The 13,066-nt window shown below is 67.9% G+C and carries 14 protein-coding genes; 6 read left to right on the top strand and 8 right to left on the bottom strand.

From position 1 onward, the window contains the following. Positions 1-122: 122 nt before the first annotated feature. On the top strand, positions 123-905 hold the full coding sequence (locus E4634_RS11900; RefSeq protein WP_135444163.1) for a prolyl hydroxylase family protein: 783 nt from the start codon (positions 123-125) through the stop codon (positions 903-905). 46 nt (positions 906-951) lie between these two features. On the opposite strand, the gene E4634_RS11895 is transcribed toward E4634_RS11900, so the two are convergent. From E4634_RS11895 to E4634_RS11885, 3 genes are all read right to left on the bottom strand, one after another. Then, positions 952-1,446, bottom strand: a complete 495-nt coding sequence (locus E4634_RS11895; protein ID WP_135444161.1) for a cytochrome b/b6 domain-containing protein — start codon at positions 1,444-1,446, stop codon at positions 952-954. A 3-nt stretch (positions 1,447-1,449) separates the two neighbouring features. Beyond that, on the bottom strand, positions 1,450-1,728 hold the full coding sequence (locus E4634_RS11890; protein WP_135444159.1) for a PepSY domain-containing protein: 279 nt from the start codon (positions 1,726-1,728) through the stop codon (positions 1,450-1,452). Positions 1,729-1,805: 77 nt separating this feature from the next. Further along, on the bottom strand, positions 1,806-2,696 hold the full coding sequence (locus E4634_RS11885; RefSeq protein WP_135444157.1) for an FkbM family methyltransferase: 891 nt from the start codon (positions 2,694-2,696) through the stop codon (positions 1,806-1,808). A gap of 321 nt (positions 2,697-3,017) precedes the next feature. On the opposite strand from E4634_RS11885, the gene E4634_RS11880 reads away from it, so the two are divergent. The 5 genes from E4634_RS11880 to E4634_RS11860 all read left to right on the top strand — a co-directional run bounded on the left by E4634_RS11880 (position 3,018) and on the right by E4634_RS11860 (position 7,080). Further along, positions 3,018-3,557: a hypothetical protein gene (locus E4634_RS11880; RefSeq protein ID WP_135444155.1), complete on the top strand. Its 540-nt coding sequence runs from the start codon at positions 3,018-3,020 to the stop codon at positions 3,555-3,557. A 239-nt stretch (positions 3,558-3,796) separates the two neighbouring features. Continuing rightward, entirely contained in the window at positions 3,797-4,318 is a 522-nt protein-coding gene (locus tag E4634_RS11875) for a hypothetical protein (protein WP_135444153.1), read from the top strand. 143 nt (positions 4,319-4,461) lie between these two features. Next, positions 4,462-5,013, top strand: a complete 552-nt coding sequence (locus E4634_RS11870) for a DUF1643 domain-containing protein (RefSeq protein WP_135444151.1) — start codon at positions 4,462-4,464, stop codon at positions 5,011-5,013. A gap of 3 nt (positions 5,014-5,016) precedes the next feature. After that, the gene (locus tag E4634_RS11865) at positions 5,017-5,685 is read left to right on the top strand and encodes a thermonuclease family protein (RefSeq protein ID WP_135444149.1); all 669 of its coding nucleotides are present in this window, start codon (positions 5,017-5,019) and stop codon (positions 5,683-5,685) included. Positions 5,686-5,919: 234 nt separating this feature from the next. After that, entirely contained in the window at positions 5,920-7,080 is a 1,161-nt protein-coding gene (locus E4634_RS11860) for a glycosyltransferase family 4 protein (RefSeq protein WP_167854878.1), read from the top strand. Between the two features lie 41 nt (positions 7,081-7,121). On the opposite strand, the gene E4634_RS11855 is transcribed toward E4634_RS11860, so the two are convergent. The 5 genes from E4634_RS11855 to bioF form a co-directional block, all read right to left on the bottom strand. Next, positions 7,122-7,352, bottom strand: a complete 231-nt coding sequence (locus tag E4634_RS11855) for a DUF3094 family protein (RefSeq protein ID WP_135444145.1) — start codon at positions 7,350-7,352, stop codon at positions 7,122-7,124. A 133-nt stretch (positions 7,353-7,485) separates the two neighbouring features. Further along, positions 7,486-9,267 carry an acyl-CoA dehydrogenase C-terminal domain-containing protein gene (locus tag E4634_RS11850; RefSeq protein ID WP_135444144.1) on the bottom strand — a complete coding sequence of 594 codons (1,782 nt, stop codon included), beginning with the start codon at positions 9,265-9,267 and terminating at the stop codon, positions 7,486-7,488. Between the two features lie 320 nt (positions 9,268-9,587). Then, on the bottom strand, positions 9,588-10,271 hold the full coding sequence (gene bioD, locus E4634_RS11845) for a dethiobiotin synthase (protein WP_135444142.1): 684 nt from the start codon (positions 10,269-10,271) through the stop codon (positions 9,588-9,590). Next, positions 10,268-11,899 carry a malonyl-ACP O-methyltransferase BioC gene (gene bioC, locus E4634_RS11840; RefSeq protein WP_167854877.1) on the bottom strand — a complete coding sequence of 544 codons (1,632 nt, stop codon included), beginning with the start codon at positions 11,897-11,899 and terminating at the stop codon, positions 10,268-10,270. Before bioC ends, bioD begins: the two co-directional genes overlap by 4 nt. Beyond that, positions 11,896-13,065 (bottom strand): 8-amino-7-oxononanoate synthase, encoded by a 1,170-nt coding sequence (bioF, locus tag E4634_RS11835; RefSeq protein WP_346763340.1) that lies wholly within the window; start codon positions 13,063-13,065, stop codon positions 11,896-11,898. Before bioF ends, bioC begins: the two co-directional genes overlap by 4 nt. Between the last annotated feature and the right edge of the window lies 1 nt (position 13,066).

The raw sequence follows: 13,066 nt of genomic DNA, 5'->3' as shown, positions 1-13,066 counted from the left end.
CGTGGGAACTTTCAGCAAAAATAGGTGTGCGCTCGGCCGCTACACGGTAAGCCCTGCATATGACAGGCGTGTGGCACCGGCGGTTCCAGCCAACACGGCAGCCAACAGCAGACGGACCCCCAATGCACAATGATACTGCAGCGGCCAGCGAATTCTATGTCGTCGCCCGCGAACCCGGCGCCGAACACCCGGCGCTGCCGACCTGGGCCAATCGCGGCGCAAACCCTGCGGCGCTCGCCGCGCACGCGCCGGGCAGCGTGGTGCGGGTGCCCGTCGCCGGTGTCCCCGGTGCGTTCCAGTTGCACGGCGTGCTCGCGCCGGCGGAGTGCCAGCGGCTGGTCGAACTCAGCGAGACGCTCGGCTACCTGCCCGATGCCGCGGTCTCCCTGCCGCGCAACGTGCGCCACAACGACAACGTGGTGTGGATCGCCGACGACACCACCCACGCACTGCTGTGGCAGCGGGTTGCCGACTGTTGCCGGGACGAGGAAGGGCTGTTCGGGGGCGACGCCGGGGTCGGCGTGAACCAGCGCTTTCGCTTCTACCGCTACGGCGAGGGCGACTACTTCCAGCCGCATACCGACGGCGACTGGCCGGGCAGCCGGGTCATCGACGGGCAGCTGGTGACCAACAGTTTCGATGACCGCTATAGCCGCATGACTTTTCTAATTTTCCTCAACGAGGATTTCGATGGCGGGGCCACCCGTTTCCTGGTCAACGCCGACGACCCGGGCCAGCCCGCGCGCCGCGGCGACCGGGTGAAGATTGTCGACCTGCGCACACCCGCCGGCGGCGTGCTGTGCTTTCCCCACGGTATGCACCCGCTGCACTGCCTGCACAGTTCGGAGCCGATCACCCGCGGGGTGAAGTACATTATTCGCACGGACCTGCTGTTCCCGCTTTAAACCTGGAGTTGGGTAACAGCGACCGCTCGGTAGAAGCAACCGGGCGTCAGTCGCGCCGCCACAGCATGCTGCGCAGCAGCGGCAGGCGGTAGCGGTGCTGAATAAAGAACACCGCCGCCACATGCACCGCCGCGGCGCCGATCAGCGCATTGGCGAGCCACTCGTGGGTCTCCTCCAGCCACTCTTCGCCCCAGAAGGCATCCAGGCCCTGCATCCAGCCGGTCACCACCAAGCCGAGCACCAGCGTGAGCAGGGTGAGTATCATCCAGCCGGCCGGGGGCGTGTGGCCGCGATGTTCGCGGTGCTCCTCGGCAAAGTGGCGCAGGCTGTGCAATACCCGCCGCGGACCGGCGACAAAGTCACTGAAGCGCGCATTGCGCGGTCCGATAAAGCCCCAGGCGATGCGCGCCAGCACCAGCGCGCCCAGGCCGTAGCCCAGCCATTCGTGGGGCGGGTCGCCCTCCTCGAGCACCCAGTAGTTCAGCGCGATGCCCAGCACCAGGCTCCAGTGGAAGACGCGGACGAAACGGTCCCAGACCACGCGTCAGTCGAGTTCCTTTTCCACGATGGCGCCGGTCTTGGCGTCGAAGTAGACCTCGATCTTGCGCAGCTTACCGTCCCCGCCGCGCTCCCAGCCGTAGATCTCGTAGCACTCGTCGTCGATCTTGAACTGCTTGATGATGAAACCGTACTCGTTGACGATTTTCTTCTGCAGGTCCAGCACGTTCATCCACTCTTCCTGCGGGTACTTCGGGCAGTCGGGACTGGCCACGGCCACGGAGGCGAACAGGGCGCAGGGGATCAGGGCAAACAACGCTTTCATGGGAAACTCCTCGGGATAAACAGCGCCCAACGTTAATATAAATGAGAATTATTAACAACAGACCAGGAGGCCCGGGTTCAGTCGCTATCCGCCGGGTGGTCGATCCGCGGCCAGTTCGCGGTGATATCGGCCACCAGCGGGCCGGGTACGAGCAGGATATTGCGCTCGCCGAACTGCCTCGAGTGCCCGAGGTCCACCGCCGCGAGATCGCGCAGGTCGAGTGCCCGGTAGCCCGTCTCCTCCAGCAATGCCAGCGCCTCGCCGTGCGCGGCGGAGGTACCCAGCCACTCACAGAGAATGACGCATTCGCCGCGCGACAGCAGTTCGCGCGCCCCCACCAGTACGTCGCCTTCCACGCCTTCCACGTCCAGCTTGATACTCCTCGGGCGCAGTTGCTCGCGTGCGCAGAAGGCGTCGATGCTGAGGGTAGGCACTGCCACCGGGGTGGTCGCGGCGTCCAGGAAATCCGCATCCAGCGAAGCGCTGTAGGCGTTTTCTCCGCCCGGGTCGTGCAGCAGCGCCTCGCCGGCTTCCCGCCACAGGGCCAGCTGCTGGATTTCGACGTCGAGGCCGGAGACTTCCCGGTTCACCTCGAGCATCCCGGCGACCCGCGCCAGCGGCTCGAAGGCGATGACCCGGGAATCCGGTGCCACCGCTTTGGCGAAGAAGGCGAAGGTACCGGTATTCGCGCCGATATCCAGCACGTCACCGCCGCGCGCGAGCATGTCCGCCCAGCGCTGCCTGGCCAGGGCTTCGTGGCCCGCCCAGCCGCGCCAGAACAGTTCGTTCTCGACGCGGTTGCCCCAGGACATCAGGGTGACGTGTCCGCCACCCGGCAACGCCAGGCGGAACGGTCCGCGCTGGTGCAGGTGGCGGAAGATCCGCTCCGGGGGTGCCAGGCCGAGTTTGCGCCAGATCAGGAAGAAACCGCGCAGCAGCCGCCTGGCGATGCGGTCGAGTGTGTGCATGGATTTAACCGGTCACGATGGTGCGCCACAGCTTACGCGAACACCGGGAGAAGGTTGAGTCGTTCGCAATGCGAGGCGCCGGTCCCTATCGCTGCATGCAACGAGATACCCTGGTACAGGCTCGACATACGCCGCCGAACCCACGCCCCGACGGCCCCGCTGAGGGAGGGCAGGAGGCCGGCAGACGGACCGCGTTTCGCTGGCGACCAGCCCGCAATCGCGATAGTATTCCCAGCCAAGTCAATAGCTTGCTGCTTGCACGCACCATCCGCGGCGCGTGGAGACGATGTTATTCCAACGACAATATCCAGGGGAAAGACCATGCAAACCAGGAACACACTGCTCGCACTCGGCTTGCTGTGCGCAGCCTTGCCGGCATCAGCCGCCGTGCAACAACACAATTTCACCGCCAGCGGCCCCGGCGGCATCACCGGTTCGGGCTATTTCACCTATGATGACAGCGTCGTCCCCAATGGCGACCCGGTCGCCAACAATGGCGACGGGCCGGGCGATATCGACAATACGATCAACTACGCGTTCACCCTCAGCGGTGGCATTGCCGGCACGGGTGTCACGTTCACCAAGGCCACCTGCGGCTCGGCGCCCGCCCTGTTCAATGCACCGGATTTCACGGTGGATATCAACTTCTTCAACTGCGTCAATGGCAGTTTCAGCGGGAACGGTGAGGACTTCTTTACCTTCGAGTTCTCTGACGGCGTTACCAGCACCGTGAGTGTCACCTTCGCCCCCGGCGCTACGGTTGCCGGTGAGCCCGCGGACGTCCCGGCGCTGCCCTTCGCAGCCCTGGGCCTGCTCGCCGGCCTGCTCGGCTGGACCGGCTACCGTCGCCTGAAAGCCTGACCATCACGCGGGTCCCGCCGGCAGTCAGGTCCGGCGGGACCCGCCAGCTCAAGCGGCGGCGCCTGACCGCGCCAACCGCATCGGCCAGCAGCGCCTCTGCAAACGGTACGATTCCACTGGCGGCACCCGTGGTTCCAAGTTAGCATCTTCCCCCAGGGGCAAGGACGTGTCGTCAACACACACCCTGAGAGGTGCCGACGACTGCCGCGTAATTCCGAACTTCATCCGGGGACACTACCATGAAAACCAGAAACACCCTGCTCGCGCTGGGGCTGCTGTGCGCAGCCGGCCCGGCCTCGGCCACCATACTGCAGCACAACTTTACCCTGTCAGGGCCTGGCGGTATCACCGGTTCAGGCTGGTTCACCTGGGACGACAATGTCGTCGCCAATGGCGACTCTGTCAGCACGGGCGGTGCCGACAACACGATCGACTACGCTATCACCTTGACCGGCGGCATTGCCGGCTCGGGGGTTACGTTCACCAAGGCCGATTGCACCCCGGATCCCTACCTGCAATTTGCCCCCGACTTCGATTTCGACATGAACTTTTTCGGTTGTACCAATGGCATCTACAGCGGCACGGGTGTCCAGGAGTTCACCTTCCAGTTCTCGGATAGCACGACCAACGTGGAGGTCGTGTTCGCCCCGGGCTCAACAGCCGCCGCGGTCGTTGAAGCTGTCCCGGCGCTGCCGTTCACCGCACTTGGCCTGCTGGCCGGCCTGCTCGGTTGGACCGGCTACCGCCGCCTGAAAGCCTGACCCTGGCGGGGCCGCCGGAGTTGCACTCCGGCGCGCCCCGCAGTCCCATTCCGGGAGTTACACCGCCGATGCAACTCGCCACCTCGCTGCGTGACTCCTGATCCGGCTAACACGACCCCGCTGACACAGCCGCAGCGCACGCGATGACCAATCGCTACGACCTCTACCAGTGCAATCGCGACGACAGCGCCCGCTACGTGCTGGGCCGCCGCGGCGAGCGCATGCTGTGCGTGCTCGGCCTCAACCCGAGCACCGCCAACCGGGACAAGCCGGACATGACCGTGGCGCGCGTCGAGCGCATCGCGCAGCGCCAGGGTTTCGACGGTTTCGCCATGCTCAATCTCTACCCGGCGCGGCACACGCTGCCGGGCGACCTGCCGCGGCAGGCCGACAGCGCGCTGCAACGCAGTAACCTGCAACGCATCCGCGCGCTGGTGGGTGCCGCATGCGAACCGGTGCTCTGGGCCGCCTGGGGCGGGGATATCGTGCTCCGCGACTACCTGTCTGCCGCGCTGGCCTCCCTGGCGCAGGGTCGTCACGCCCTGCCCGGACGCTGGGTTCACTACGGCGAGCTGCGCAAGGACGGCCACCCCCGGCACCCTTCGCGGGCTTCCTACGACTGGGATTTCCACGACTTCGACGTGGCGGACTACCTGGAAAAACAGTCATCTGGCAAGCGCCGTTCGCGAGACTGACCCATGACATCCGACCAGAACTCCGGCCTTTCCCGACGCGCGCGCCAGCGCCTTAAGTTCATTCGCAACCTGCTGCTCGCCCTGCTGGCCATCTCCGCCTGGCAATATGCCACCCACGGCAGAATAAGCTGGCCGGCGGAGGTCTTCAGGCAGGTGGAGGAGATCGCCCGCGACGCCTTCCGCAAACTCGACGGCAGCGTCGGCGTGCCCGAGTACGACACGCCGGAGAACGGGTCGCCGCCCGGCGGGTCAGGCGCGCCGGAAGCCGCGACCCTCGCCCGGGTGGTCAAGGTACTGGACGGCGATTCGCTGCGGGTCCGCAACCAGCAGGGCACGGTGGAGGTGCGCCTGTACGGCGTCGATGCCCCGGAGTGGGGGCAGCCCTATGGCGAGGAGGCCAAACGCCTCCTCGAACGCCTGGTGGCGGGCGCCAACGTGGAGATCGCGCGGGTGGAGATCGACAACTACGGCCGGACCGTGGCCAGGGTCTACCGCGGCAACAAGTTCATCAACGAGGAACTGGTGCGCAGTGGCGCCGCCTGGTGGTACCGTCGCTACGCCGACGACGAATATAGACTGGAGCGAGCGCAACAGGCGGCGCGCGCTGCGCAACTGGGCCTGTGGCAGGCGCCTGACCCGGTGCCACCCTGGGAGTGGCGGCGCTCACATTAACAGTCGGGCACTACGATTATTGGCATTGAGGCATCCGGCCCCCGGGCAATCAGCATTGCGGCTCGTGGGCCAGGGATACCGCCGGTGCGATTAGCTCGGGTGGGTCCGCGCGGGTTCCGCGATCCGGTCCTATGATCTAGCGCAGGCCCGCGAAACCTGCGGCCGGCGCACACACAACGGGGACACATGGCAGGCGAACAGGTTTCAGCGGCAAAACCACAGCTCAGGATCGGCATGATCTCCCAGCACGACGTGCTCGACCCGAACGCCATGAGCGGTACGCCGAACAAGGCCTACCAGGCGCTGTGCGCCGCGGGCTATGCCGTAACGCCGATCTTTCCGCAGCCCCGTCCACACACCCTGCCATTCCGGGCCATGCGCAGGCTGCGCGAGTATCGCGACCGGCTGCTGCCGCCCTCCCCCCGACGCGAGTACGAGGCCAAGTTCCGGGCTGCCCGGGAGGCAGCCGCACAGGTCGCGGTGGAACTCGGCAAGCACGACGTGGACGCACTGCTAGGCGTGTGCGCCGGAGAAATCATCGCCTTCCTGCCCACCGACCTGCCCATGGTTTTCGCCAGCGACGCGACAGCGGCGACAATCCTGGAAAGCTACGCCATGTACGCCACCCGCTCGGATGGCCTCAAGCGCGCCAAGCACGAGATCGAGCAGCTGTCGCTGGACCGCGCCAGTCACTTCGCCGCCGCCGCCGAGTACGTGGCGGCCTCGGCCATTGCCGATTACCACCAGTCGCCGGAAAAGGTCTGCTGCATCGAGTTCGGCTCCAACGTGGTCAACGCCGGTGAGCCAATCTCGATCCGCGCGCCCGACCCGGGGAATTTCCAGCTGGTGCTGGTCGCCGCGGACCCGGTGCGCAAGCGCCTGGACTTCTGCGTCGAGGTGGTCGAGGCGCTGCACCAGCGCGGCTGGAACACGACGCTCACCTTCATCGGCGGCGAATCGCCTATCGCGCGCGAGTCGCCGCACGTCAACTGGCTGGGCCGGCTGCAATTGAGCGACCCGCGGGACCAGGCCAGGCACCGAGAGGCGCTGCAGGCCTGCGACTGGATGATCCTGCCCTCGCGCGCCGAGGCCTTCGGTATCGCGCCCTGCGAGGCGGCCCAGTTCGCCCGCCCGAGCATCGTCTCTGATGTCGGCGGACTACCGACAGTGGTCAGGCACGGGGAAACCGGCATCGTGATGCCGGCGGAGGCCTCGGCGCAGGACTACGCCGAGGCGCTGATCGCGGCGTCCAGCGATGCGGCGCGCTATACCGCGCTGTGCGAAAACGCCCGGGAGCGGGCGGAGAACGTACTCAACTGGGATGCCTGGGCGCGGCGGGTGGGAGCGCTGGTGGAGCGGTGCGTGGCGCAGCGCGAGGCTGCGGACCGGGCCTGAACCCGGACGGTGCTGCCGCCCGCTACAGGCGGCGTCGGGAATTAGTAGATTCCGGCCAACTGCGCCAGCAATTGCGCCAGCCCGGACAGGGCCACCACCACCACGATCAGCATCAGCATCAGGCGCATCGGCCGGAACGGCTTGCGCTCGACTGAGTTGACGCCGCGCTGCAGGAATTCGTCCACGCGCTTCTGGTCTTCCGGGTAGAGCCGGTTCTGGTAGCTGCGGTCGTCCGCGTCGGACTGGCCGGGGGCCTGGGTCAGGTCGCTCATTTCACTGCTCTCTTGCTTGCGGCAAAAAAAAGAGGAGAACACTTGCGCATTCTCCTCTTCAGGATCGGAAATGTCACCCCGGAAGGGGGGGAGTGGGGGGTGCATTTCCAGCAGCATCCCCCTTGTTACGCACTTACAGCGCGAACAGATCTTCCGGCATCTGCATCAGCGCATCGGCACCGGACAGCATGGTCTGCTTGTGGCTCTGGGTGCGCGGCAGCAGGCGCTTGAAGTAGAACTCCGCAGTCAGCAGCTTGGCCTTGTAGAAGTCGTCGCCCTCCGCTTTCGGCCGCGCGATCACCGCCATGCGCGCCCAGAAATAGGCGAGGGTGACGTAGCCGGAGTACATCAGGTAGTCGACGGCGGCGGCGCCGGCTTCGTCCGGGTTGCTCATGGCCGCCTCGCCGATCTTCATCGAGACTTCCAGCCACTCGTCCTTGTAGGCGTTCAGGGTATCGACGAAGAACTTGTCTGCCTCGTCGGTGTGTTCCTTGCAGAACGCCTCGATCATGCCGGTGAACTTCAGCAGCATCTTGCCGCCGGTGCCCAGCACCTTGCGGCCGATCAGGTCCAGGGCCTGGATGCCGGTGGTCCCCTCGTAGAGCATGGAGATGCGCGCGTCGCGCACGATCTGCTCCATGCCCCACTCGGCGATATAGCCGTGGCCGCCATACACCTGCACGCCGTGGTTGGCGCACTCGAAGCCGAGCTCGGTCATGAACGCCTTGCCGATCGGGGTGAGCAGGGACATCAGGTCGTCCGCGGTCTTCGCCTCTTCCTCGCTGCCCTTGTCGACGATGTCGCCCTGCAGGGCGAGGAAGTACAGCATGGCGCGGCCGCCCTCGCCGATGGCCTTCTGGGTCAGCAGCATGCGGCGCACATCCGGGTGGACGATGATCGGGTCCGCCGGGCCGTTGGCGTTTTTCGGGCCGGTGAGGCTGCGCATGGCCAGGCGGTCCTTGGCGTAGGCCAGGGCGCCCTGGAAGGCCAGTTCAGTGTGCGCCAGGCCCTGCACCGCGGTGCCGATGCGCGCGGTGTTCATGAAGGTGAACATGCAGTTCAGGCCGCGGTTCTCGGGGCCGATCAGGTAGCCCTTCGCGCCGTCGAAGTTGAGCACGCAGGTGGCGTTGCCGTGGATACCCATCTTGTGTTCGATGGAGGCGCAGTGCACGGTGTTGCGCTCGCCCAGGGAGCCGTCCTCGTTGACCAGCACCTTGGGCACGATGAACAGGGAGATACCCTTGGTGCCCTCGGGGGCGTCGGGCAGGCGCGCCAGCACGATATGCACGATGTTCTCTGTCATGTCGTGCTCGCCGGCGCTGATAAAAATCTTCTGGCCGGTGATGGCGTAGCTGCCATCGGCCTGGGGCTCGGCCTTGGTGCGCAGCAGGCCGAGGTCGGAGCCGCAGTGGGACTCGGTCAGGCACATGGTGCCGGTCCAGTCGCCCGTGACCAGGTGGGTCAGGAACTTCTCCTTCTGCTCCGGCGTGCCGTGGGCCTCGATGGTCTTCACCGCGCCGTGGGACAGGCCCGGGTACATCATCCAGGACCAGTTGGCGGTGCCGGCCATTTCGTTGAAGGCGGTGCCCAGCAGGTTGGGCATGCCCTGGCCGCCGTGTTCGACGTCCGCGGCCAGCGCCGCCCAGCCGTTTTCAATGTACTGCTGGTAGGCTTCCTTGAAGCCGGCCGGCGTGGTCACGCCATCCTCGCTCCAGGTGCAGCCCTCTTCGTCGCCGCTGCGGTTGATGGGTGCGAGGACGCCCTCACAGAACTTGGCGCCCTCCTCGAGGATCGCGTCGACGAGGTCGGCGGTGGCCTCTTCGTAGCCGGGCAGGGACTGGAACGCCGACTCCGCTTCCAGTACTTCGTGGACGACAAAGCGCATATCGCGCAGGGGTGCCTTGTACTCGGGCATGGTCGTTACCTCATTCGATGTTCCGCGGCCGGGACCGGCCGACGGGCCTCCCCGGGAGCGGGGATAATGTGTTCAGTGCTTACATTCTGCGGAATTTGCGCTGAATGTCAATGGCCGTTTATCGGCCCGGTTGGGTCGGACCTTTACCGGGACGGGGTCGGCAAATGAACCGGGCGTACTAATGTGGAGGGCGCCGGAGGCGGGTTTGGAGGACTGTGGACCCGGACCGCCCGAGACGACCTGCAGACCGGGCTGGCGGGCTAGGGCGATTTGGGCCGGATCGATTCAACCGGCCCACCCTCGGCGAGGCGCGCGTCGAATCAGGCGCCGACCAACGGCTCCAGGTCCAGGGACTGGGCCGCCGCCCGGGCATCCCAGGGCGCCAGGTGCGGGATCTCCCCCAGGCAGGGTGCCGGCAGCAGGCGCTGCAGGGTGCTGACATTCTCCTCGTGGCACTCCATGCGCGCCCCGGGCTGGTTGGCGACCCAGCCGGCCAGGGGCAGGCCGTCGCGCATGATCGCCTCGGCGGTGAGCAACGCATGGTTGATGCAACCCAGGCGCATGGCCACCACCAGGATCACCCCCGCGCGCAATTCCACTGCAAGGTCCGCGAGGGTCTCACGCGGGGACACCGGCACCCGCCAGCCACCGGCGCCCTCGACCAGCACGAAGTCCGCCCCGCCGTTGGTGACGCCGCGGCAGATGCCCGCCAAGCGCGACACCTGGATCAGCCGGCCGGCGCGGGCAGCGGCGATGTGCGGGGCAATCGGCGGCGCCAGGGCCACCGGGTTGACCTGGGCGTAATCCAGCTCTGTGCTCATATGGGCGATGAGCGCCAGGGCGTCCTCGTTCTGCCCCTGCGCGTCGCAGCCCGCTGCGACCGGCTTGACCGCCGCGGTGGACAGGCCGCGCGCCGCGGCCGCCTCCAGCAGCGCGCAGCTGACCGCCGTCTTGCCCACCTCGGTATCGGTGCCGGTCACGAAGAAGGTCTTGCTCCTGCTCACGTCTTGTCCATCACGCCGAAATAGACTTCATAACTCGCCGGCAACAGGCCGTTCTTCCGCTGCGCCTCGTAGGCGGCCAACATGCTGCGCAATGCACCGGGCGGCGTGAGGCCCGCCGGGCGCTGGCGGTTGACGTTGTGGGCACCGAGGGTTTTCAGCTCCAGCAGCAGGTCGCGCACCTCGGTGTAGGCCAGGCGCATGTCGTGCCGCTCCAGGCGCAGCTGCAGGCCGGGCACACCCTGCGCCGCCGCGGCCAGTGCCGAGGCGGGCAGGAAATCGTTGACGTGCTGGTAGTGGTCCGCAGCCGCCCAGGCCGCGCGCAACTCCGCCAGCGTGCCCGGCCCCAGGGTGGCGAACACGCAGCGGCCGCCCGGGCGCAGCACGCGCGCGATCTCCGCGAACAACAGCGCAGGCCGCGGGCACCACTGGATGGCCAGGCTGCTGAACACCAGGTCGCAGCTGGCGCTGGCCAGCGGCAGGCTCTCGGCGTCCGCCACCAGCCAGCGGGCTTCGCCGTCGTGATGGCCGCGGGCATAGCGCACCATGCCCTCGGCGAGGTCCAGGCCGAGGTATTGCGACCCGGGCCGGGCGCGCTGCAATGCCTCGCAGAAATGACCGGTGCCGCTGCCCAGGTCGAGGACACAGCGGCCGGCACCGGGCTCGCTGCCGAGTATCTCGAGTAAGCGCTCACCTACCTCGCGCTGCAGGCGGGCGACGGAATCGTAGGTTGCAGCCGCGCGACTGAAGCTGGCGGCGACGTCGCGCTTGTCGAGCGCCGGCGGCTGGCTGGGCTGCAGCTGCAGCAGCCCCCAGCGCTCGCAGGCATCGCGCAGGTGGGCGGCGACCTGGTCCGCCTCGGTCAGCGGCAGCAAATGGCAGGCACCGGGGATCACCTCCACCACGGCGTCCGGTCCGGCCAGCTCCCGCAGGGGCTGCGCTATTGCCGCCGGCACCAGCGCGTCCTGTTCCGCCAGCAGGTGCAGGCGCGGCTGCGGCAGCCCGGCCAGCGCCGCCCGATGGTCCAGCTGCTGCAACCAGGCCAGGGCCGCCAGCGGCGCGCCAGCGGTATCGCCGCGCAACCGGCGCAGGTCGCGCAGCAGGGGCCGCGGCGCCGGGGCACCCTCGGACTGCAGGGAATCGAAACGCCGCAGGGTGGCGACCGGGTCCGCCTGCGCCGAGTCGCAAAAGGCCGTGAAGGTCGTGGGTGCCATCCCCGGCCAACCGTCACCGGCGACGAAGCGCGGGTTGCTGGCCAGGGTCACCAGCGCCGCAACCCGCTGCGGATGGCGGTGCGCCAGTTCGATCGCGAGCTGCCCGCCCAGCGACCAGCCGAGGTACACCGCACGCGGCGGGCAGGCGGCAAGCACGGCGTCCAGCAGCCCGTCGAGGGCATCGGCATCGATATCCAGCCCGGGCGCCAGGCCCGGGATGTCGAGCAGGGTGAGGTTGGCCCAGGGCCGCAGGCGGCCGAGCAGCGGCCGCCAGATCTCGCGGTTGGCCCCCCAACCGTGCAACAGCACGAGATCCAGGCAGGCCTCGCCGGTCGCCGGCAGGTACTCGGCGCTCACGGCACCGATGGGCAGGTGATCATCGCCGACGCGACCGACCGGCAGGCAGCCCGCGCTCACGCCGCGGCACTCCACTGTGCCGCCACGGTCTCGAGCAGGCGGTCGACCTGCGCCCTGTCGTGGGCGGCGGTGAGCGTGATGCGCAGGCGGCAAGTCCCGCGCGGGACGGTGGGCGGGCGGATCGCGCCGATCAACAGGCCGCGCTCGCGCAGGCGCTGGCTGAGCGCCATCGCGGCATCGGCCTCGCCCACCAGTAGCGGTTGGATGGCGCTGGTGGAAGGCATCACGGGCAGGTCCAGTTGCGCCGCGCCGGCGCGAAAATAGGCGATCAGGTCCGCCAGATGCTGGCGCCGCCAGGCCTCCTCGCGTAGCAGGCGTACCGCGGCCAGCGCCGCCGCGGCCACCGCCGGGGGCATGGCGGTGGTGTAGATGTACTGGCGTGCCTCCTGGGTCAGGTAGTCGATCAGGTCAGCCTCGCCGGCGACGAACGCGCCGGCGCAGCCCAGGGCCTTGCCCAGGGTGGCCATCAATACAGGCACTTGGGCCGTGTCCAGGCCGGCGTCGGCGAGGCTGCCGGCACCGTTCTCACCGAGCACGCCGATACCGTGGGCGTCGTCGACCATCAGCCAGGCGTCCTCGGCGCGGCACAGCCCGGCCAGTTGGGCGAGCGGCGCGCTGTCGCCGTCCATGCTGAACACACCGTCGACCACCACCAGCTTCGCGCCCTCGGCGCCGGCCATGCGCCGCGCCAGGTCGGCGCAGTCGTTGTGCGCAAAGCGCTGGAACCGCGCGCCGCTGAACAGGCCGCCGTCGAGCAGGGAAGCGTGGTTGAGGCGATCCTCGAACACCTGGTCGCCCGCCTGCAGCAGCGCGGTAAGCACACCGCAGTTGGCGGCGTAACCGGAAGAAAATAAAAGAACACTGGACCGCCCGGTGAGCGCCGCGAGCGCCTCAGCGAGTTCCTGGTGCGGCCGGCTGTGGCCGCAGACCAGGTGCGAGGCACCGCTGCCGACGCCGTACTCGCGGGCGGCGGCGCACAGGGCCTCGGTCACCGCCGGGTGCGCCGCAAGGCCCAGGTAGTCGTTGCTGCAGAAGTTGAGGAACTCGCGCCCGTCCAGCCGCACCAGCGGACCCTGGGCAGAGTCCAGGGTCAGGTGGCGGCGCAGCAGACCCGCGTCGCGGCGCCGGTCGAGGGACGCGCGGATACGCGCCGAGAAAGCGGACACG

It is taken from the genome of Mangrovimicrobium sediminis, assembly GCF_004745945.1.
In the GTDB taxonomy this organism is placed as follows: Bacteria; Pseudomonadota; Gammaproteobacteria; order Pseudomonadales; family Halieaceae; genus Mangrovimicrobium; species Mangrovimicrobium sediminis.
This window is presented reverse-complemented; position numbering and strand designations above follow the sequence as displayed.